Origin of the sequence: Methanosarcina sp. A14, assembly GCF_001729375.1 — an archaeon.
Lineage (GTDB): Archaea > Halobacteriota > Methanosarcinia > Methanosarcinales > Methanosarcinaceae > Methanosarcina > Methanosarcina barkeri.
The window spans coordinates 1-22,811 of record NZ_LZPK01000157.1 but is presented as its reverse complement, the minus strand read 5'-3'; the positions used below and the strand labels follow the sequence as shown (position 1 = coordinate 22,811).

The window sequence follows — 22,811 nt, the reverse complement described above, 5'->3', positions numbered from 1 at the left end:
TTTCTTTCACTTGGCTTTCACTTGTCTTTCACTTGGCTTTCACCTTTTTTTCACCTTTTTTTCACCTGTTTTTCACCTTTTTTTCACTTGGCTTTCACCTGTTTTTCACTTAGCCTCCACCTGTATTACCTTTGTACGAAAATAAGAGATTATATATTTATCTTCTGCATATGTATTCAAAAATGGTCTCTGTGAACCTGCATGCCAGCTATACTTTTGCGATCTGTTTGGGTATGTTTGCAAGAGAAATGCAGGAGCACTGCCCTTATAATTGGAAGGTTACGGCACATGTATGAAGATTTTGGAACAATACTTAACAGAGGATTTTACAGCTGGTTTAGAAATTTAAATATCTGTATTCCATTCATCCTTAATTTTCTTATCAATATGATTATTTATGTCCTTTTCGTTAGCTTGATGGGCATTTTGTTCTTTACCTCAAATACAGGAAGTATTATCGATCCTGCAACCCTTTCCAATAAGGAAATTCTTTCCATATTATGGAACGGTTTTTCTGAGAACTTCGGACTGTTCTTATTTGTGATTATCGCGTTTTTTCTGTTTTCATTGTTCGTGCAGTCCTTCTTCACAGCAGGAGCAATAGGGATGGCAAAAAAAGCCTCTGAGACAGGAGATACCGGGATCTTTGATATGCTGGTTTCAAGTTCAAAAAACACCATCAGGCTTTTCCTTACAATCCTGCTAACTACCCTACTCCTGCTTGTAGGAATCATATTTATAGTGCCAGGAGCCTTTGCAGTAGGGAACCTGAATACGTTTATCCAAAATCCAGAAGCTTCAGTAAACGGCATGATAGCGCTAGGTATAGGATTTATTCTCTGGATCGCTTATATTATATTTCTCAATCTCGTACTTGCCCTCAGCAGTTATGCTCTTGTGATCGACGAGCTTGGACCCCTTGAGGCTTTGGGTGAAGGTTTTCGTTTCTTTAGAAATAATAAACTGGACGTTTCCATTATCTGGATAATCACTATCGGATTAGCTCTAATCAATGGTTATGTCAGCGAATTTGTAGACTCGGGAAACATCCTGTTTACAGCAATTATATCTCTGGTTCCTATTGTGATTCTGCAGCCTCTCACAACTGTCCTGTGGACACGCCTCTACCTGACAAGAAAAGGAAGAAAGCTCTATGACCCTTCAGATCTGCTCTCCGTCCCGGATAGCTTCTGAAAAGTTAGTTTTTGAAAGATCTTTCCGAGATTGTAGTTTCTCGAAGATCTTTCTCGAAGTTTCTGTTGGGGAATGTTATTTCAGTGCTACTGTCAAAAACAACAGGATTTCTAACTGTGAAACAGGAGTGAAAGGCCTTTCTGAAGGATAATTTCTGAAAGGCTATTGCAAGGTTAATTCTGAATTTAAGCCCGACCTAGCAACTTGCAGGCCTGACATACCTCTTCAGTGCAAGTTTCCCCGCAAATCCTGCACTTCCCGATTTTTGCAGGTGGCATTTCTTTACAAAGTGCTCCTACAAGCTTGTCAAAGCCCCTTAGCAGAGAATATTTGGTTCCAGGGTGCTTTGCCTCAAAGTTGTTCAGAAGCTCCCTTATCTCTCCTCGTAAAGCTTCTCCTGCATACGGGCATTCGCTGAAGTCCACAGGGAGGGAGTTTACAAGAGCATAAAGTGCCACTTCTTTTTCAGGGATATTCCTCAGGGGTTTTGCTCGCAAGACCAGGCCTTCAATAGCTGCAGGCGGAGCAAGTCTGACCATGCGCTCCACATCTCCCCTTAAGTGGTTGAGAAGAATTGTCTGGGCTTCATCATCCAGGTTATGTCCTGTAACGAGTTTTGTTGCTCCGATTTCAAGCGCGGTTCTATTGAGAATATTCTTTCTAAGGACGCCGCAGTAGCTGCATGCGCCTTTTTCCCGGTCCATTGCAGCCAGTTCGTCCATAGTTACTCCGTGTACCTCTTTGAAGGACTTTATGATATGCCTCACCCCAAGCATCTTTGTGAGGCTTTTTGCAACTTCGAGGGAATGAGGGCGATATCCGTTTATTCCTTCGTCCACTGAAATTGCAACGATTTCAATGTCTGGCCTGTTCCCCAGAATTTTGTGCATTATATAGAGGGCAACTGAGCTGTCCTTACCCCCGCTTAGAGCAACAGCTATCACATCATTTTTACGGATACTATACTCTTTTCGTATTGTCAGTTTGATTTTCCTTTCGACATCTTCTACAAAATGTTTCTTGCAAAGGTGCATCCCGGAATATTTCTGAAAAACGATGGCTTCATGATTGCATTTTTTGCATTTGATTGTCATTTGAATCCTTTTTTCTGCCAATTACCTGAAAATAATCTGAAAAGCTGAAATCTGACAAACAGATATAATTTAATTATTTTCAATTATTCTATGCCAGAATTCATTTAGGAAAGGAACCGCTCATATATATTGCTTTTTATGTATTTTTGTGGAAGAGCGTTTTTACAGATTTTTTGCTTATTTTCAGAATTTTTTATACATATTCTGGTAGTGTCTCAAATTTGCTGAAAATTTGAAGTCAAGTTTTTGCATAGTATGGAGAAAATTGATCTGTCGATACGGAATTTTTCTACCCAATAACTTATTGAGATTTGTGATTTTACAGAAAAATTGGCACACTGCCCATATTCTCGAATCATTTTCTCTTTTTCAGCTTATTTTTTTCTTTTCATTTTAATTTGAGAGTTTTTGACTCTGTTCCAAAATCTAGCGATTTTTGTATTTCTTGATTGAAAGTCTGAATCCGCAAGAAAAATCCGGTTTTTATCAAAATCAATATTTGGTATCTAAAGACTTCAATCCCAAAATTGTATTTCAAGGATTGAAACCAATTTATTAGTCATTGGTTAAGGAATTTTTTTGCCTGAAAGCTATTGATTTTGCATTAGAAGCCGACTTTAAATTTTGGCCTGTTTATATGAAATAGATATTCTGCTCCAGCTCATAATTTCTCAAAATATTTGATAAATGTTGAGGAAATTGACGCAATTTATCATGATTCCTTACTTAACCGAAGACGGATGGAACCAATTACAAAATCTAGTGTCGAGTCAATCATCAAGGATTCAATAATTCAAAATAATTACAATCGATTTTATACGACATTTTGTTGTTGGCTTGACAATAGTGTCTCCCCGGAGTTCTGGGATTATGGGCCTGGGACAACCTGCAAACCTATCTCAAGTATCTTTATTATAATAGGACTTACGCAGTTGAAATGAAGAATCAGCAGCATAAACCATTAAATGTCTAAAATATGACTTTAATCTGCAGTCTTTGACGTAATTGATTTTGGTCTTCAAGTGCGTAAGTCCTATCTAATTCAACCCTCTTGAATGAACGAAGTGAATGAAAAAAGCTCCGTCCTTCCAAGATGGGACTCGGATGACGGAGTTCGAACACAAAAGGTTCCAGTCTTGAATTTAAAACTTCGATTTTTTTCATAGAAATTTTTCTACCAGACACTCACTTGCTTGAACTATTTGAAGAGCCTATAAAGGGAAAGTCTTTGTGAGGCGCTTTCTTATGAAAAATATGCTTTTTTAAATTTAATTCAAGAATCTGCAAGTGATACGAGATGATGACCAGGATAGGTAGTGCTATGAAAATAAGGATGACATCATGCAGGATTGGACTACTTATAAAGTGTGTCCCTGAGTTCCAGAGTGCTAGAAATGGTCTGTGGAACAAATAGATACAATATGAAGCTGTAGCAACATATGTAAACACAGAGCTCAGGTAACTTGAAAATTCATTGTTGATAAATTTCATTGCAAACCTGTATTCTAGAACACAGAATATTATTACAAATAAGTTAAGAAGCACAGAATCAATAATGAATTTTAAGGTAATGTAACTCAGGCCCAGTGAATTTGCCATACTTTCTAGCATCGATATTACCATAGAAGACCCTATCGTGCCGCTACTTGCAGATTTAATACTGAATGAAGCATTTTGATCTAGGAAAAGGGTTGTTCTTGAGCCCAAAACAATAACCAGTACAAGCATAACAGGAAGGGCAGCCAGCAGTATCTTGACAAAAGGATTTTTCCTGTTAATTATCGTTGTCTTTTCAAATAGGCTTTCTTTACAGGTAAGAATCCCAAAAACAAATATCGGGAAAAACGTATAAAAGCGGTACTCAATAATGTTAAAAGTTCTTGAGACTAGCAAGCATCCGAGAAATATGAGAGAAGAATAAAGTAAGATCTGTTTTGAACTTTTTGAAAGCATAATGATGAACGGGTAAATTGTATAGAATACAATAATTAAACCTATAAAATATAATGTCAGCATCGGGGATACATATGCAGGAGCAAGGAAAATTTGTAATCCTAGTATATGCATGATTAGATTATGAAAACTAAACACCTGTTCAGCATTGGGAAATTCAAAACCTGAGTTTAGCCTTGGAGCAAATATAAAGAACACAAGTGTAAAAGCAGCGAGAGCTGCCCAGTAAAGGGGAAAAATCCTCAGGAGTCGTTTTTTGTAGAAAGACAATATGCTCTGGAAAGAGTTTATTGAATGGTTGTTATAATATAACAAATATCCACTCATAAATATAAAAAGTCCCAGTCCCATATTTGCAACAAAAGGATCAACGGCATAAAGGGCTAACTTGATATAAGTGAAAGATAAAAAATTACTTAAGTGAGCCGGAATAATCATTGCTATTGCTAAAGCCCTTAAAAAATCAAATGCAATTATTTTGTTTTTCATAGTCTCAATCCTATAAATGAAATTTCATGTAAATATGAATTGACCTCTATAAATTTTGTTTATTAATAATCTAACTTAAAAAAAATAATCGTTATTCAATAATCATAATTGTGTTAAAAATGTACCCCTTTCCTTTCTATATAAACTCTGCGCTATTTTTATTTATCATTTTATATAATATCTGCTCCGATGCTAATTTTGATGTTTATTTCTACAGGTAAAGTTTGAATCTCGTATATAAATTAAATCCTTCTTATAAATATAAAATGCTTCAAATGCACTATAATACCGAAAATTAATTCTTCACGTGCACTATATACCGAAAATTTCTTGATTTTAGTAAATTTCTTGAAATCTGAGTCTATGAGCATAGCATATAGAAAATAACAGACGAGCAATAAAGGTCGATATCTGGTGAAAAGAACCGAAAGAAATTCCAGCTGATCTGTTCACGCCTAAATAGTAAACTCAATTAAGCTTAATAAATAACATAATCAAGGCTTAATAAACAAACCTGCGTTAAGGCAAATTCGGCTTAAATAGCCATATAGCTATATTGGAGTTTTTTCATGAAAGCTTCGGATCTTTTTGTTGCCCAGCTTGAAGAAGAAGGCGTTGAATATATATTTGGATTGCCAGGAGAGGAAAACCTTGACCTGCTTGAGTCCCTGAGAACTTCCAGAATCAAACTAATCGTAACAAGACACGAACAGGCTGCGGCGTTTATGGCTGCAACATATGGAAGGCTGACCGGAAAGCCAGGGGTCTGCTTTTCAACACTTGGACCCGGAGCCACAAATCTTGTTACAGGCGTTGCTCAGGCACAGCTTATAGGAGCACCTCTCATATCTATATCTGGACAGAAGGCTTTGACTGACAACTGGCAGGCTCGTTTCCAGCTTGTAAACACTGTCAGAATGATGGAGCCTCTCTGCAAAAAGGCTGTATCCATTACCGATCCGGGAATGATCCCTACGGTGATCCGTAATGCCTTCAAACATGCTGAAGCTGATAGGCCAGGAGCTATACACATCGAACTTCCGGAAGACATAGCTGAAGAAGAAACTGAAGCGACGGTGCAGAAGCGAAGCGAAATTAAAATTCCTTACCCTGATCCTGACGCTGTAAAAAGAGCTGCGGCTATGATCTGTGAGGCTAAAAATCCCCTGATCATAGTTTCCTCAGGAGCAAACCGAAAAGCGATCACTGAGGAACTCGAAAATTTTGTCGAGCGGACAGGCATCTACCTGGTGCATACTCAAATGGGAAAAGGAGTCGTCCCTGATGACTGCAGTTACAGTCTCTTTGCCACAGGGATTCATGCAAGGGATTATGTTAACTGTGGAATTGACGGGGCTGACCTTATTATCACTATTGGTTACGATATCGTCGAATATCCCCCTTACCTGTGGAACAGTACGCTGGACAAACAGATCATAAATATTGATTTCGTGGAATTCGTGCCTGACAGATACTTTAACCCAACAGTAGAAGTCATAGGGGATATTGCTTCTTCAATCCGGGAACTTGCCGCAAGCATTCCAGAGAAACGGGAATTTCCGATCTTTGAACATACCAGGAATTTCATTAAGGAAAAAATAAATGGTTCTGCCAGGAAAAGCTATCCTCCTGTTCCACAGGCCGTAGTTCAGAGTGTCAGAAAGGTGCTGGGAAGAGAAGACATAATCACACTGGATAATGGGATTTATAAACTCTGGTTCGCTCGCCTTTACAAGACCTATGCTCCAAATACCGTGCTCCTTGACAACGCCCTTGCGACTATGGGTGCAGGTCTTCCTTCAGGGATTACTGCAAAGCTTCTTCATCCGGAGCGCCGCGTGCTTGCAATCTGTGGGGACGGAGGTTTTATGATGAACTGCCAGGAACTTGAGACTGCAATCCGCTATGAAATTCCTATTGTTGTCCTTATCCTCAATGACAATGGTTTCGGCTTTATTAAGTGGAAGCAGAAAAAAATGCATTTTGAGGATTTCGGGCTGGACTATGGAAATCCTGATTTTTCTCTCTTTGCCAGGAGCTTCGGTGCTGTGGGTATCAGGATCAAGGAAGACGATGACCTTGCTGAAGTTCTGGAGAAAGCTTTTGCCTTGAATAAAGTGGCAGTTATTGAGTGTCCTATTGACTATTCCGTAAACTATGAAACTTTTTCGATAGAATTGGGAAAGCTTACATGTAAGTTCTGATTGGAATACATTTTTCAGAAATCCACCAATTGAGACATCGAAAAGACCAGGGGCAGATTAAAATACCCAAAAAAGACCCGAAGTAAAAATCCTGATATTTCATAAGGAATCCTCTGAAGTGAACTTATTACTCCGACCTGGGTATTCTGAATCAGGTATTCTGAACCAAGCATTCTGAACCGAGTAAAAGAAACATTTCCTAAGAAAGTTGAAGTTCAGTAAACACTTGTTATGGCCCGACAAACGAGGAGAAAAGCGTTAAGGTGAAATAAAACGTTAAAATGAAATAAAAGTGCTTATTTAGTCTTATAAATTTTAAGCGGTTCTTGAGCTTGTGGTTTAATATCCTTCTGATTTAAAACCTGATTTTCCAAAACCAGAGGTTGGCCACAGGTTAATTGAATCGCAAATTAATATTATCTATTTAAGTGAATAAAGTGTTTCAGGCATCCTCATCAGTTAAGGTATCCTTTTTTTTCAAGCCATTCAATCTGGGGCCTTGTATATTTCCAGATAACGTCGGCTTTAGAGTCCTGAATTTCCCATGGGTTCGCTATGACTATATCGCCTTCACGAATCCACAGTCTCTTGTTTTTAGATCCGGGAATTCGTCCCATTCTGACCACACCGTCCATACACTGTAGTGTGACTCTTTTAGAACCAAGTAAATTTAATACTGTTGCCAGAACTTCGTTTCTGTCCTTTTGAGGAGTACGTACCCTTATTACTTCATGAGTATCTCCTGCAACCGATTTACTTGATTTTGAGTTTCGGCGTCTGATAATGCTTCTGTAATTAGCCAAATTAATTCCTCCAATGTTTATTTTTATTTTAAGTATTTCAATTTTGAACAGGCTTTCCCTGATTTTATTCTCAGTTCTGCTTGTTTTTCCGTCTTCCTGACTATCTTTATAGATCTCTACCTTAGAGATCTTCCACATTTTTAGAGACACTTGGGTACATTTTCTGATTAAGTTGTTATTTTTTCCGTTTTTTGTTTCCCAAGAAATCTCCCACAATAAAGGTAAAAACAAAGAGAATAATCAATGAAAGTGAACTGAGTATCAATTAGGACCATGTCTTAAAATGGCTCATCCTTTAGAGACTTTATATTGACACGCAGCTAATATCATATTTAGGGCTTCCCGTGATTAAAAAGTCCTCTCTTTCAATAAACCGGTCGTCTTTTGGCCTGTTTGAATATGAGTTTCGCTGGGGGCCGCTGGGAACCGCTGTTACCGCCTCTGAAACCTCTTCGGTGAATGTTTCGGTTTGCTTTCGCGGAAGAATTTCTTCCATCATAAAAACCCATTTTCCTTGTCATTAAAACCCATTATTATTTTATCCCCATATAGCGGGTACCTGTATTCGATAAAAACATGATCGGATATAATTATCGATAAAACAAAAATGGAGTTATTAATAGCAGATTATACATCTCTTTATTTTCAACCGCTTCTACGTAGTTATTTGCTTATATAAATCTTTCTGCGAATAAATGGCCAGAAAAGTCCAAAAATCCAATATAAATTAAAAGAAATAAAGATTTTTTCAAGAAATAAACCTGAATATATGCGGAAGAGGCATCAATATACATGGAAAATTGTTGTCTTAACTTAAAAAAATTACAAAAGAACCAAACAAAAGAATCTAAAATCTATATATCAGTTATGGAGATGATCATAATCGTTCAAATAAAAATATTGTTCAATATATCATTATAAAAAAAGAGAGTCCGTTTGATCCGCTCAAGCTAAACGAAACGGACATAATTTGTAAAATAGAGTTTTTTTGAGTGAACCTGATATTAATATCTGTTTTCTCTGGGTTTCCTGTGGTTAGGAAGACAGTCTCTGCAGTAGACTGGTCTGTCAGGGTCAGGCTTGAAAGGTACCTGAGTTTCAGCACCGCAGTCAGAACAGATTGCGTTGTACATTTCCCTGGGAGCTCCGAAACCTCCACGGTTGCTGTCTCTTCCCCTGAAGGAATTTCCTCTGTCATTAAAAGCCATTTTCTTTTCACCTCCGCTTACAGCGGATAGTACATAGCTTAAAAATAAGGTTGTATATTGCTCTTTGATTAAAAACAGAAACTAGTTTTTAATAACAGATTATACATCTCTTTATTTTTAATGTTCTTAGTATACAGTCAAATTATATAAGTTTTACTCATAAAAATCTAAATCCCGCCTAAAGTGCTTACCGCTTTAGAGTTATCTTTACTTAACCTAATTTTAAAACCTTCATTAGATAGTTTCTTACGGATAGAGACTACAATTGACAGAAACTATACAATTACAAGTTAAATTCCATCATCCCGGTGAGAAAAACTAAAAAATTAAACACTAATGTTAGTGAGATTGAGTGAAATAGGTAAAAAATTAAGGGCTTCTGGATGAGTTATAAACAAGTTAAAAAGGTAAAGTTGAGTTAATAAGATAAAGGTAAGTTGAAGAGATTAAAAGGCAAGTGTTTGAAGAGGGAATATGTAAGAGGGGAAGAAGTTAACCGAAAACTGGTTAAAACCTGAATATAATAAGAGTAAGCTGGTTTTATCAAGTTTTACGGTACTATTTCGGTACTTATTTGAGGTACCCTTTTCTCTCGAGCCACTCGACCTGGGGTCTTGTGTACTTCCAGATCACATCGGCCTTAGAATCCTGAATTTCCCACGGAGTAACGATTACTACGTCTCCTTCGTGGATCCACATTTTCTTATTTTTGGACCCGGGAATCCGGCCCATTCGGACTACACCGTCCATACACTGCAATGTGACTCTTTTTGAACCAAGTAAACTTGATACTGTTGCCAGAACTTCGTGATTTTCCCTACGCGGTGTGCGTACTCTTGTTACTTCCTGAGTAGTGGGCACTGAGCTTCTAGTCCCTGCTTTTCTCTTTCTAATATTGCTTCTGTAGTTCGCCAGGTTAATTCCTCTTATTATTAGTTTAACTATCTGATTATGTCATATTTTATTATGTCATATTTTTCAAAGCTTCTGTATCTACGGATGCTTCATGTACTTTGATGTTAAGGTTCATAAATGGATAGGGATTAAAGAACCTTTTAAAGATCTGGAATCTCAGAAAAACCCTGAACCTCAGGAAACATTCTATTTCAAAGATTATTAAAGATCCTTTATTTGTTCTTTAGTGTTACTCTTTCGTCTAGAATGAGAGAGACTAAGAGTTTGCTTCAAACATCCTTTTGGGTACTTTTATATATCTTTATTTATAAAAAACACATGCAATAATTTTTATGCAACATTTTATTACTAAATTATGAAAATTTATAAAATTCAGGGTTCCAATATCCTTCACCAGCCATAAGGTAAAGACACAGCTTAAAAATGGAACATGTGTTGAGTTTTTCAAGTCAACACTTAAATTGAGTATTACTTATGAAACTATTTTAAAACTTTCGGTGTTTAGGAAGGCAATCCCTGCAATAAACCGGCCGCCCTTCGGTCGGCTTGAATGGAACCTCAGTCTCAACCCCGCAGTCAGAACAGATAACCTTGTGCATTTCTCTGGGGCCGCTGTTGCCGCCTCTGAAACCACCGCGGCCGCTATTTCGGTTGCCACCACGGTAGGAATTTCCTCTGTCATTAAAACCCATTTTCGTTCACCTCCACTTGTAGTGATACGTATGTTCGATAAAAACATGATCAGATATAACTTATTATTTAAAAACAAAAATGGAGTTTTTAATAACAGATTATATGTCTCATTATTTTTACTGAATATATAACCACTTCCATGTTATATAAGATTAATCCAATACTAATCGGAAAAAATAGAAGCGAGTTCCTCAAAGAGAAAAGATCCTGTTCTGAATATTATATAAAAGAGTTTGAAGAATAAAAGGAATTTGAAGAATAAAAGGAATTTGAAGAATAAAAGGAATTTGAAGAATAAAAGGAGTTTGGAAACCCCTATTACAGGAGAGTTTCCAGTGATAATATTAAAATAAGAAAATTCTGGAATTTATGAATTTAGAACTTCCTGTGGTTTGGTAGGCAGTCTCTGCAGTAAACCGGTCTTCCTTCAGCTGGTTTGAATGGAACCTGGGTCTCTGCACCACAGTCAGAACAAACTGCGGGGTACATTTCTTTGGGGCCGCTGTTGCCACCTCTATAACCTCCGCGATTGTTGTCTCTGTTTCCCCGGTTGCTATCTCTTCCCCTGAAAGAGTTCCCTCTGTCATTAAAACTCATTTTCATTTCACCTCCGCTTATAGCGGATATAGTTTAGGTTGCTATAAAAATAAGATCTATACATTCTTTTATTAAAAACAAAAGTGAAGTTTTTAATAACAGATTATATGACTCTTTATTTTTACTGCCAATATAGCCCAAGCTCTTATCGTATATAAATATATCTGCAAAGAATTGGGGATTCTAACAATAAAAGTTTACAAATGAAATAAAATATTCCGGGCCTTACATCGCTGTTTTAATTGAAAAAAGTTAGTATAAAGGCTTGAATTAGTAGTCACGTTTCAGCAATATGGGAGTGATATTAAACCTATAAAAAGGGATTAAAAATTGTAGGCTAATTTTGACAAAGAGGTGATAAGTACTAATTAAAAAATAAAATAATAAATAAGAAATAATACGTTAAATAAAACGAACACGAAATTCTTCGAAATAGTAGGCACAAAGATATGAGATTTTACCCTATCTCTTTTGACTATTGATCTCTTCATCATCCTGGGCATTAAAGTTTTACTTATTTTGGTTCTTCGAAGCCGTGATAAAACTAACCAGTAAATTGCTGTTAAAGGTACTGGTTTTGCCAGAGCTTCCGCTGCATAACAATGCAGCGGAACTAGCGACGATAGCAAATCAGAATAAGAGATGTGAGTAAGAGATGTGAGCCTTCAAACCATAATAGAGGAAGGAACAAAGGCTAAACGTTATGAAGGTTGTTGAAACCGATAGATCATGAAAATAGGAAAGCAAATACTCCAAAAACATATCCGTAATTTTTACAAACTGCTTATTTTTCTTTTCTTCTTTTTTGCCAGTGACCACCCGATATCTGCTCACTTCGTGAGCATGCGGGCGTGGAGGGAAGTTATCATATGCATTTTAAAAAGAAATTTGACAACTTTTTCAGAGTCAATAAGGCGCTGCGTAACTCTTACATCTATAAAATATCTTTTTTATCATCGGAAATCGTTCGTGTTATCTACACAAAAATTGACAGAAGGCATATGAGATGGAATAGGTCCTCATCCCAGAGAGCTATCCGAAAAGTCAGTAATTCATGTTGAAAAATCACAATAGGTCTATAATATTGGAGTATCCAGACGGATTCTGTAAGAACATAGACCTTATGCCTTCCTAACCGATCAGGAAACCAGTCTTTTACCTATTGGTCAGGGAACCAGCCGTTCACCTTGATTGTATTTATTATAACCTTCTGTCAATTTTGATACTACTTTAAAGGCGTATTCTTTTCGAAAATAGTCAAGTTGCAATAATATTTAATACTGAATAATAACTATTACTCAGGGAGCTGAAAAGAGAAGGCGGTTAAACAGGGTTAATAACGACATAAAAAGGAAGTGGGTAAATAATCTCTGTTTTGCTGCAATCATTGTAAAACTGCTCAAACAAGTTTTATATTAGAGTTCGTATTAGTGACTTGAACTTATTCGAACAATCGAACCAAAATTGAAAAATAAAAAATATTTGGGGGTAAAATATTTGGAGTACACACTTCGAGTAGGAGGAGAGGCCGGACAGGGACTGCAGACCATAGGTGGAGCTCTTGCACAGGTCTTTTCCAAGATAGGATTTCACGTATTTACTCACCAGGATTATATGTCCAGGGTACGTGGTGGGCACAATTTTTATCAAATTCGCTTTTCTGAAAAGGAGATCTCTGCCTCAAGAGATATGGTCGATATCCTCCTGGCTCTTGACCTGGACACTATAGAAATTCATAGAAAAAGCGTACGAGATGACGGATTTATTCTTTATGATTCCGAAATTACCAAAAAGAAATTTGAAGAACCTGAGTTCATAGATATCCCGTTCAAAAAAATAGCCCTTGATGTTGGAAAAAAAAGTGTGATGGCAAATACTGTAGCTACCGGAGCAGCACTTGGAATTCTTGATCTTGGGCTTGAAACCTTCAGGAATGTTCTAAGAAAAGCCTTCGAGAAAAAAGGGGACGAGGTAATCCAGGGAAATATAGCCTGTGCAGAAGCGGGATATAATTATGCTCGTAAAAATTGTCCCCGTTGTGAAGCTCCCGAAATCCGTGAACCTGAAAACAGAAGACTCATGCTTATTGACGGGGTTAATGCAATCGGAATGGGAGCCCTAATGTCAGGCTGTAAGTTTTATTCCGGTTATCCTATGACGCCTTCAACAGGGATTCTAAACTATATGGCTTCCAGAGCAGAAGAGTACAACCTGGTCGTTGAACAGGTTGAAGACGAGATTTCAGCTATTAATATGGCTATAGGGGCTTCTTTTGCAGGCGTAAGAGCAATGACCGGAACGTCAGGTGGAGGATTTGCCCTGATGGTAGAAGGCCTTTCTCTTGCAGGAATGACTGAAACTCCTATCGTTATTGCTGAAATGCAGCGTCCCGGACCTGCAACCGGTTTACCTACACGCACGGAACAAGCAGACTTGCTTTTTGTCCTTTACGCAGCACATGGAGAGTTTCCAAGGGTGATTTTTGAACCGGGAGACCCAAAACAGGCTTTCTATCTCACTAACAGGGCTTTCGAACTTGCGGAAAAGTACCAGATCCCTGTGTTTATTCAGTCAGACCAGTATCTTGGGGATACCGAGTGGACGTATGAAAAATTTGGCCTTGAAAATATAATTTACAATGATTATCGGCTGAGAGAAAAAGACCTTGAAGGCGTTGAGGTTTATAAACGTTTTAAATATTCCAGTACAGGAATCTCTCTACTTGCAGTCCCCGGAGAAGCCGGAAAACACCTCGTTGTAGCGGATAGCGATGAACATGACGAGGAGGGACACATCATAGAAGATTCCGAGACCCGGATCAAGATGGTCCAGAAAAGGATGTTGAAGAAACTTCCTCTTATAAAGAAAGAGATTGAACCCCCACTTCTTTATGGCGATTCTTCTCCAAAAATCGTGCTTGTAGGGCGTGGCTCTACTTATGGTGTGATAAAAGAGGTGGTCGATACTATTTCTAAGGATCACAAGGTTGCGATGATGCATTTTAGCCAGGTCTATCCTCTTCCGGAACGGGATAAGTTTGATTATATTGAACTTCTTGAGAATGCTGATCTTACCATCTGTATAGAAAATACTGCTACCGGGCAGTTTGCAAAACTAATGAGAGCCGAAACAGGGTTTGAATTTTCCCATCAGATTCTCAGGTATGATGGGAGACCTTTTACAATTGAAAATCTGAAGGAGGAATTGCATGCCTACATCTGAAGATTATAAGGGACAAGTTCCTGCCTGGTGTCCGGGGTGCGGAAATTTCAATATCCTTTCGACTGTTGAAGAGGCACTTGTAGAGCTTGGAATTGAACCCCGGGAAGTGCTTATGGTTTCTGGGATAGGGCAGTCTGGAAAACTGCCCCACTATACTAAGTGCCACACATTTAATGGGCTGCATGGAAGGACCCTGCCCGTAGCTACGGCTGCAAAACTTGCCAACCATTCTTTGCACGTAATAGCAGTTGCAGGGGATGGGGACTGTTATGGAGAAGGCGGAAATCATTTCCTTCATGCAATTCGCCGTAACCCGAATATTACCCTGCTAGTGCACGACAACCAGATTTACGGACTGACAAAAGGACAGGCATCTCCTACCACAGCTCAGGGAACTCACACCAAAATCCAGCCTTATGGTGTCCTTGAAGAGCCATTAAACCCACTTGCCCTGGCAATTTCGCAGGACTGCAGTTTCGTAGCCAGAGGTTTTGCAGGAGATCCAGGTTATCTGAAAGAGCTTATGAAGGCTGCCATATCACACAAAGGTTTTTCCCTTCTTGATATCCTTCAGCCCTGTGTTACATTTAACAAGATAAACACTTTCAGATGGTACCGAGACAGGGTCTATAAACTCGAAGAAGAATATGACCCATATAACCGCTTAAAAGCGTTTGAAAGGTCTCTGGAATGGGGAGATAAAATTCCTAACGGCATTTTCTATAAAAATGAACGGGAGACGCTTGAAGAAGGGATACCGACAATTCAGGAAAAACCTCTTGTAAGGCAAAAGTTCTCTATTGAGGACGTAAAGCACGAAATTGATAAATTTTATTAATCAATTTGCTTCCTGTTCGGTGCATGTTTGGAAAAAGGGATATTTTCAAGCTGGTTCCAGTCAGGAATAGTCCAGGAAAAGAATAGCGGCAAAGTAAGAGCACAAATACTCAGAGAACCGCTTCTTTTCCTGGGAGCTTGTATAACGAGCACGATCAGGATAAGACTATGTGCGGTCAGGATTGAGACATGAGCATGATCGGGGTTGAGATTATGTGAACATTTTTCTCAGGGAAAACTGTGTACACCTGACCAAAATATTTGTTTTCTTAACCGCAGTCCGGTTTGTAAGGAACCGGGTAGAAATAATGGGTTTAGAGCCTTGCAGGGGCAGTTTTGACCTCAAATAGTTTTGACCTCAAATATCTTTTTCACTTTCAGGTAATCATTAAGGCTCGGTAGAATCCCCTGTCAATTTTTTAATTAGATCCATGTCTTTAATTACCTTCAGACTCATGAGGCCTCCTAATAAAAGGTTCATATAGTATGTTAGGGCTCTCCATGCGATAATTGTAACTCCGATAATGGATGCATTTATGAATACCGAAAATATAGGAGCTGCTCCTAATTCAGCAACTCTGCTTGCTCCCGGAGTTGCGGGTATGACCATGACTAGTGCCAGGAACACCTGGGCTGCAAAAGCGGTTAATATCGAAGTCGTTTGTGAAAGGCCAGCTAGAATCAGGACAAGCAGGAAAAACTCAACCGCCCAAAAGAGGTAGGTAAAAAACATGCCCCATAACAGTCCTTTTTTCCCTACTGAAATAAAAATCCATATACTTTCATGAAAAAGGTCTACTTCTCGATCTACCTTTTCCATTAAATGGGAAATTGAAGCATCCGTATGTTTCCCTAAAAGAGGCGCAATTCTGCCTGTGATCCTACGTATTATGTTTTTTACTTTCTCGGGTTTCCATAATCCGTAAATAAAAAAACTCAGAGCCATAAGTGCCAGGAGACTAGCTATCAACAATGCTACATTGAATTTAGAGCTTGGAAGCGTATCCTTCATAATATAAAGGGCAAAAGGTAGAGAAGAAGAGACGAGAAAAGCATCAAGCAGACGTTCTCCTACAATTACGGCTGTAGCTTTCCCAAGAGGGATCCTGTTCATATGTAGCATACTCAACCTGACAGGCTCTCCACCTGCAGAAGAAGGAGTAACTCCAGCTACAAAAACGCCTGAGAGAATTATCTCTACTATTTTAAGATAATTTACTTTGTAGCCCAGTGCATTGCACATCGCTCGAGTCCGAGCTCCCCAGATAAAGTATGAAAAAACATGGAAAAGACCGGCTACCAGAATATATTCTATTTTGATCTTTCTCAGAGCTTCAATAGTGTCTGAGTTAAAATTCAGGAAGGTAACGAGTGTAATTGATGCCACACTGATAAACAGCGATGCGATAAGCCATTTTTTGTACCTGTTCATGATAAAGCTTTTTGTATTTTTATCTAGTGACTTGGCGAATTTGTTATTTATTAAACTTTTAAGGCATCGTTATAGAAAATATTGAATTAACTTCAAATGTTCCCTATTAAGATTCTGTGAGAGCATAAGAAAAGTGAAATATGAGAGCATAAGAAAAGTGAAATATGGAAACTGATGTGGTATTTCCCATGTCCTTCGTATTTCAAATAATTATATTATTCATTTTATATTTTTCAGTGAATCTCCACTTTGACTTTCTCCTGGCTCTCGCTTTGAAACATATGTCTCAGAAGCTTTCATAATTAGTTCCATAATCGGAATTAACTAAAGTATCTTTTATGTTTGAGCTCATTTTTATGTTTGAGCTCATTTTTATGTTTGAGCTCATCCGGATTTAACTTTATCCAATATTTACTTTAGTAACTTTTAGAATCTGAAATGAACCTGCGAGAAAACAAAAAAGATATCAAGAACTATGATGTCAGGAATTGTCAGAAATAAAATGGTAAGAAAACTTATCACCCAAACTACGCTTATTACACTATATGGGTAGCGGGGATAATTTCAATAAGTTCACAATAGTGGTTACTATATTTGTTATTGCCATTGCAATATATATAACGAAAGCCTTTTTCTCCGTGATACTTTTTAGCTTTTTTATCGCGTACCTTCTTATTCCTTTATATTCCTTTTTAGAGCACCGAGTAAAATACAGAAGGATAGCAGTTGCAGCTTCAGTTCTTTTAGCGTTAACTATTTTTGTCCTGGATTGGTATAAGGATAATTTACGTTGTTGCCAATGAAGTTTTAACTCTTTTGAACTCGCCTGAAGATCTACAGACACTCACCAGAAGCATAACAAGCAGAATAATAAAAGTTATAAAAGTAAATGTACATTTTAATTCTTCTTAGGTCACAAATCAGGTTGACCAGTTTATTTTAAGTTTAACAGATACGTACTTTCCACCAACAAAATCTTTAGTGATTTTTTTAACAACTACATTGCCATTTGATATAGTAACTGTTATAGTAGCGCTTATCTTTTCTTATTATTTTTTACTTACCGGAAATAAATTAATCGATCAGCTAAACTTTGTACCTGACAAAAACGAAAAAGAAATAAAATTATTCTTAAAAGAGCTGGATGTGATCTATTCCAGCCTATTCAGACAGCATTTTGTCACAAGTGCAATAATAGGAGTTATTGCCCTGCTTGGCCGTTATCTGCTTGATGTGCCTTACCCGGGTGTTCTTGCTTCACTTATATTTCTTTTGTCAATGTACCCTCTTGTAGGACTACCGGGAGTGTACCTTTCCTTGACAGCATATTATATTTCAGGTAACATAATTATGGTATAATTTCCTTTTTTGATTTCGTCATGATAAGTAAAATTTTCATCTTTCCTCAATTCATTCATTATATCCATTCTTTTATCTTGATCTACGGTTATGTAATCCCTTTTTAACATATAGAATCGTAATCTATAGTATAGTTCACAGTCATGTTGCAATTTTCAAGGATGGTTTCAACTTCCGACTCGGTAGTTCCATTTTCAAATTGGATACCTAAACCACCTGCTTTAGGAGTTTGAGTTTCTTTTATCATATCAATTGAAGTTTTTATAGCTAGTCCTAATAGTACTACAAGAGTCAGAAAAAAGATAAAAACAGCAGCATTTTCCCTTTAATTTTGCTCACTCCTACCACCGCAAAAAGATGAGATTTTTTAACTTATTACATATTAAAGATTTATCACATATTAAATATTATAGTAGGTATAGAGCCTATTCCATAACTCAAAACTGCTTCTCCAAATATGGAATTAAATAATCAATGAGTTTCTGATCACGGGAAATAGTTCTGAAATTCGTATCAATTTTGAGTATAAAACTGGTTTTAGGATGAACTCATATAATATCAGTATCCGTTCCGATTTTACATATTGACAGTTGTAAATATTGTAAGTCACAACACTCTTTGGATAGGCCCTTATTTCTAGACGGAAGTTCTCCATCTGCAGAGCAAGCAGATGAGTTTGACGAACTGAAGATACAACTTGACGATACAATTTCAAAGTCCGTATTTCTGCCTCTAGGAATTTTATATCTGTGTTTCTGGTCAGGTAGTGTTCCGGAACTTTTCAACGACTTTCTTGTTGTATGCGTTCACGATGTCACTCCGAGTGATGATTCCAAGAAGTTTTGTTTTATCTTCTCTGTCAACGACAGGGAGCCTGCCTATTTGCTTTGAAGCAAGACGTTTGAGGGCAGTATCAAGAGTTTCATCAGGGTAGGCAACTTCAACTTCTCTGGTGGCGATCTCCCCTATTTTTTTACCAACATCTCCAGGCTTTACCTTGTTCCTGAGGTCTGAGAGTGTTACAATTCCAGAAAGTTTGCCTTTTGAATCAACGACAGGAAAACCAATGTGACGACTCGCTTTCATGAGAGCTTCGAGGATTTCGACACTTTTATCCTCTGAGACAGTCTGGACACTTGTGATCATTGCAGCTTTTACAGGAATGGAGGTCATGATGTCTATTTCCCTGCCTTTTCGAATCTTGATGCCATTCCTGCGCAGCCCTTCCGTAAAGATTGATTCAGGGTACAGAGCACTTGACATTACATTACTGAGAACACAGGCAAACATGAGAGGGAGGATTAAGTTGTAATCCCTGGTCAGCTCAAAAAGGATCAGAATAGCAGTAAGAGGAGCTCTTGTACTTCCAGCAAAAACTGCGCCCATACCTACAAGGGCATAAGCCCCTGGTCCTGCTGTCATTCCAGGATATAACATGTCTACAACTGTCCCAAAAGCTCCTCCAAGCATTGTCCCCACAAACAGAGATGGGATAATTGTCCCTCCAAAGCCTCCCGATCCAAGGCTTAGAGAAAAGACGATAATTTTGAGGATAAGCAGGATTAGTAAAAGCTTGAAGGTAAACTGGTTATTCAGGGCATCCGTAATCACACCATAGCCCATCCCAAGAACCCGGGGATAAAAAAGACCAATCACGCCTACTACCAGTCCTCCCAGAGCAGGTTTAAATATGGGATGAACAGGTATTCCCGAAAACAGATCTTTTGTGTAGTAAAGGGCTCGGATAAGTACTGTTGAAACTATGCCCGCAAGAAGCCCAAAAACAAGGTAAAGCCCTAATTCCCGGTATGGACTGACAAGTGCATAGGAAGGGATCTGGAGAAGTTCAATTCCAATAATCGAGTTTGATACAAGTGTTGCGAAAACTGAAGAAATAACTATGGGAATAAAGGTACTTGTTTCAAGTTCTCCGTAAATCACTTCAACGACAAAAACCACACCTGCAAGCGGGGCACTGAATACTGCTGCGATACCTCCAGCGGCCCCGCAGCCTAGAAGAGTCTGGAGCCGTTTTTCTGGACTCTTCATAACTCGCCCCACCAGAGCTCCTGTCCAGGCACCGCCTACAATGCCTGGTGCTTCTTTTCCCAGTGCACCTCCTGAGCTGATTGAAATTATTGACGCAAAAACTTCAAGAAGAGAATCGGTAAGGTTAAGCCTTGCTCCACGAATGGCTACTGTCTCAATAAGCCCATCAACCCCATAGCGCCTTTTCATCAGGAAATGCGAGATCATCCCAACTATCAGCCCTCCCAGAGCAGGCATGAACATTATGTAATAGGGTGGAAATTCGTGTACTGAAAATCCGCGTTGCATTCCGAAAAGAGTGCTGAAATACAGAAGGGCACGGTCATATATGCCTATTACAAGCCCTGTGAGAAGACCAATCAGGATAGCAATCGAGTTAATTTTTGCTGATTCTATATCGAATCTTCGAGTGATATATTTCCTTATATTGGAATAATTGAACAAACTATGGTTTTTAAATTTGGAATTTGTATTAACTTCCAATGTTCGTGCCTCATGGAGCTTTTATACTTTAAATACTTCTTCAGCAGAAACAAATCCGGTCGTGAAATGCTGGGTTATTGAAGCTCTGTGAAGACTTCGGTTAATAATTGAAGCTCTATGAAGGCTTCGGTTAATCGGTTAATAATACACTATCCACAGAAAACAGGGCAACTGTTAAAAATAAAATATCAGTCTCAACTCTATTTTAAGAGAAAAACTGGATAAATCCAATTTATTTCATCAACCGAGGATTTCATAAAACCCATAGATTTGCGTACTCGAAGGTAATCTAAATACAATAAATATAATAATTTAAATTATTCTTTAACGTTTTTATGGCTTAATGTTACTGTTCTTCAGTTTAAATGTATAAGTTTTATCTCAATTATTCCTATATTAATTGCAAAATCATATTAATTGTAGAATCAAACCTAATTTTCATACAACTCTTAATTACTTTTTTACAATGAGTAATCACTTTTTTACCAAAAGTGACTTTTCTGTCATCTCTTGCGGTTTAGAGATTCCAAGAAGCGCAAGAATCGTCGGTGCAACGTCACACAATTTTCCATTCCTGAGAGCTTTTATCTCACTGTTTCCGAAGTAAATGCATTTTACCGGATTTGAGGTATGTGCAGTATGTGGCTTTCCTGTTTTTGGATCTATCATCTCCTCGGCATTTCCGTGATCTGCAGTAATAAGTGCCACACCGCTTTTTTCTTTTAGAACCTCAACAATCTTGCCAATACATTTATCCACGGCTTCTACTGCTTTAACTGCAGCTTCAAAAATCCCGGTATGCCCGACCATATCCATGTTTGCAAAGTTAAGGACAATGACATCATACTTTCCGGACTCAATTCTTCTAATAACCTCATCCGTAATTTCATATGCACTCATTTCTGGTTTAAGGTCATAAGTAGCGATTTTCGGCGAGGGAATAAGGCAGCGGTCTTCATTCTTATAACGTTTTTCTTCGCCGCCGTTAAGGAAATAGGTCACATGGGCATATTTTTCGGTTTCAGCTATGCGCATCTGGATGAGTCCATGCTTGCTCAGTACTTCTCCAAATACATTTTCCAGCTTTATTGGAGGAAAAGCAATGGGTACGTCAAGAGTTTCGTCGTACTGGGTCATGCAGACAAAGTAAACCTCAGGACGTTTTTCTCTCACAAACCCGTCAAAGTCATCTTTTACAAAAGCCCAGGTTATCTGCCGTGCCCTATCAGCCCGGAAATTGAAGAAAATAACAGAATCATTATCCTGTACTGTCGCCACAGGTTTTTCTGCTTGATCAGTAATTATTTGATCAGTAATTATTTGGTCAGTAATTATTTGGTCAGTAATTACTTGATCAGTAATTACTTGATCAGTAATTATAGTGGGCTTTACAAACTCATCAGTTTCTCCTCTTGCGTAGGCATTAGAAACTGCAGTTTCTGCATTTGGAGCAGTATATAGAGCTACTCCTCTTGTCAGGGCATCATAGGCAAGTTTCGTCCTATCCCATCGCTTATCTCTATCCATTGCATAATAACGGCCTGAAACGGTTGCTATTTTAGCATTACCGTGCTCTTTACAAAATGCTTCCAGTTTCTTTATATCTCCTAGAGCAGCTTTTGGAGGTTCGTCTCTCCCGTCCAGAAAAGCATGTATATAGACATTTTTTAAACCTTTATTCTGTGCAAGTTTGATAAGAGCATGTAGGTGAGGCATATAACTGTGAATGCCTCCGCAGGAAGCAAGGCCCATGAGGTGCAGGCTGGAATCATTAGCTTTGACATTTGAAATTGCATTCAAAAAAACCGCATTTTTGAAAAAATCTCCGTCCTTGATATAAATATTTATTCGGGTAAGGTCCTGATTTACAATTCGTCCTGCCCCTATATTCAGATGCCCAACTTCCGAATTCCCCATCATACCTTTCGGAAGACCGACAGCCTTTCCGGAGGCTTTTAAAAAACACCAGGGATACTCCTTTTCCAGCCGGTCAAGGTTTGGAGTTCGTGCTGTCATGACAGCATTTCCTTCTTTTGCTTCCCTGTAACCCCACCCATCAAAAATAATGAGCATAAGAGGTCTTCTTGCCTGAGTCATACCGCGAAACTCCCCAAAGTATACTTTGCTGTTTTTCAATTCAACCATATAAGTCCTATCAATAAAGGCTTTTTTGATGCGTGTTGTGATATTACAACAGGTCTGCATGCTCAAGCAACTTCCTATTTTGCATGATGCCTGTTGTAAAAATTAAGTAGACCATAACACTTTTTGGACAGACC

General features: G+C 38.2%; 18 protein-coding genes. 6 read left to right on the top strand and 12 right to left on the bottom strand.

Annotated elements, in window-relative coordinates; genetic code table 11:
• Positions 1-417 precede the first annotated feature (417 nt).
• The gene (locus A9239_RS08265) at positions 418-1,194 is read left to right on the top strand and encodes a hypothetical protein (RefSeq protein WP_255361924.1); all 777 of its coding nucleotides are present in this window, start codon (positions 418-420) and stop codon (positions 1,192-1,194) included.
• Between the two features lie 185 nt (positions 1,195-1,379).
• Here A9239_RS08265 and A9239_RS08260 read toward each other — a convergent pair whose 3' ends face one another.
• Positions 1,380-2,288, bottom strand: coding sequence for a TIGR00269 family protein (locus tag A9239_RS08260; RefSeq protein WP_048157060.1), 909 nt, complete (start codon positions 2,286-2,288; stop codon positions 1,380-1,382).
• Between the two features lie 1,185 nt (positions 2,289-3,473).
• The gene (locus tag A9239_RS08255) at positions 3,474-4,730 is read right to left on the bottom strand and encodes an acyltransferase (protein ID WP_048116600.1); all 1,257 of its coding nucleotides are present in this window, start codon (positions 4,728-4,730) and stop codon (positions 3,474-3,476) included.
• Positions 4,731-5,299: 569 nt separating this feature from the next.
• Here A9239_RS08255 and A9239_RS08250 point away from each other — a divergent pair.
• Positions 5,300-6,934: an acetolactate synthase large subunit gene (locus A9239_RS08250; RefSeq protein WP_048116603.1), complete on the top strand. Its 1,635-nt coding sequence runs from the start codon at positions 5,300-5,302 to the stop codon at positions 6,932-6,934.
• A 455-nt stretch (positions 6,935-7,389) separates the two neighbouring features.
• Here the strand turns inward: A9239_RS08250 and eif1A (A9239_RS08245) are convergent, their stop codons facing one another.
• The 6 genes from eif1A (A9239_RS08245) to A9239_RS08220 form a co-directional block, all read right to left on the bottom strand.
• Positions 7,390-7,719 carry a translation initiation factor eIF-1A gene (eif1A, locus tag A9239_RS08245; RefSeq protein WP_141706414.1) on the bottom strand — a complete coding sequence of 110 codons (330 nt, stop codon included), beginning with the start codon at positions 7,717-7,719 and terminating at the stop codon, positions 7,390-7,392.
• Between the two features lie 322 nt (positions 7,720-8,041).
• Complete coding sequence (locus A9239_RS19450; protein WP_048155809.1) at positions 8,042-8,236, bottom strand: hypothetical protein; 195 nt, start codon at positions 8,234-8,236, stop codon at positions 8,042-8,044.
• A 505-nt stretch (positions 8,237-8,741) separates the two neighbouring features.
• Positions 8,742-8,945 carry a CxxC-x17-CxxC domain-containing protein gene (locus A9239_RS08235; protein WP_011307493.1) on the bottom strand — a complete coding sequence of 68 codons (204 nt, stop codon included), beginning with the start codon at positions 8,943-8,945 and terminating at the stop codon, positions 8,742-8,744.
• Positions 8,946-9,515: 570 nt separating this feature from the next.
• Complete coding sequence (eif1A, locus tag A9239_RS08230; protein ID WP_080941430.1) at positions 9,516-9,839, bottom strand: translation initiation factor eIF-1A; 324 nt, start codon at positions 9,837-9,839, stop codon at positions 9,516-9,518.
• A gap of 506 nt (positions 9,840-10,345) precedes the next feature.
• Positions 10,346-10,552 (bottom strand): CxxC-x17-CxxC domain-containing protein, encoded by a 207-nt coding sequence (locus tag A9239_RS08225; protein ID WP_048116613.1) that lies wholly within the window; start codon positions 10,550-10,552, stop codon positions 10,346-10,348.
• Positions 10,553-10,928: 376 nt separating this feature from the next.
• A complete protein-coding gene (locus tag A9239_RS08220) occupies positions 10,929-11,150 on the bottom strand; it encodes a CxxC-x17-CxxC domain-containing protein (RefSeq protein ID WP_080941616.1) in 222 nt (73 codons plus the stop codon).
• A 1,497-nt stretch (positions 11,151-12,647) separates the two neighbouring features.
• Between A9239_RS08220 and A9239_RS08215 the strand changes: the two genes are divergently transcribed.
• From A9239_RS08215 to A9239_RS19445, 3 genes are read left to right on the top strand one after another with little or no spacing between them, the layout of a single operon-like run.
• Positions 12,648-14,372 carry a 2-oxoacid:acceptor oxidoreductase subunit alpha gene (locus tag A9239_RS08215; RefSeq protein ID WP_230629075.1) on the top strand — a complete coding sequence of 575 codons (1,725 nt, stop codon included), beginning with the start codon at positions 12,648-12,650 and terminating at the stop codon, positions 14,370-14,372.
• Positions 14,359-15,210, top strand: coding sequence for a 2-oxoacid:ferredoxin oxidoreductase subunit beta (locus A9239_RS08210; protein WP_048155805.1), 852 nt, complete (start codon positions 14,359-14,361; stop codon positions 15,208-15,210). Before A9239_RS08215 ends, A9239_RS08210 begins: the two co-directional genes overlap by 14 nt.
• Before the next feature lie 27 nt (positions 15,211-15,237).
• Entirely contained in the window at positions 15,238-15,402 is a 165-nt protein-coding gene (locus tag A9239_RS19445; RefSeq protein WP_155400471.1) for a hypothetical protein, read from the top strand.
• Positions 15,403-15,597: 195 nt separating this feature from the next.
• Here the strand turns inward: A9239_RS19445 and A9239_RS08205 are convergent, their stop codons facing one another.
• Entirely contained in the window at positions 15,598-16,641 is a 1,044-nt protein-coding gene (locus tag A9239_RS08205) for a flippase-like domain-containing protein (protein WP_048155803.1), read from the bottom strand.
• A 1,002-nt stretch (positions 16,642-17,643) separates the two neighbouring features.
• Between A9239_RS08205 and A9239_RS08195 the strand changes: the two genes are divergently transcribed.
• The gene (locus A9239_RS08195) at positions 17,644-18,000 is read left to right on the top strand and encodes an AI-2E family transporter (protein ID WP_054864305.1); all 357 of its coding nucleotides are present in this window, start codon (positions 17,644-17,646) and stop codon (positions 17,998-18,000) included.
• On the opposite strand, the gene A9239_RS20915 is transcribed toward A9239_RS08195, so the two are convergent.
• The 3 genes from A9239_RS20915 to gpmI form a co-directional block, all read right to left on the bottom strand.
• Positions 17,970-18,059, bottom strand: a complete 90-nt coding sequence (locus tag A9239_RS20915; protein WP_369815397.1) for a hypothetical protein — start codon at positions 18,057-18,059, stop codon at positions 17,970-17,972. The genes A9239_RS08195 and A9239_RS20915 overlap by 31 nt on opposite strands.
• A gap of 700 nt (positions 18,060-18,759) precedes the next feature.
• A complete protein-coding gene (locus tag A9239_RS08190) occupies positions 18,760-20,532 on the bottom strand; it encodes a chloride channel protein (protein ID WP_048116637.1) in 1,773 nt (590 codons plus the stop codon).
• Between the two features lie 474 nt (positions 20,533-21,006).
• Positions 21,007-22,629, bottom strand: a complete 1,623-nt coding sequence (gpmI, locus tag A9239_RS08185; RefSeq protein ID WP_048157056.1) for a 2,3-bisphosphoglycerate-independent phosphoglycerate mutase — start codon at positions 22,627-22,629, stop codon at positions 21,007-21,009.
• Positions 22,630-22,811 lie beyond the last annotated feature (182 nt).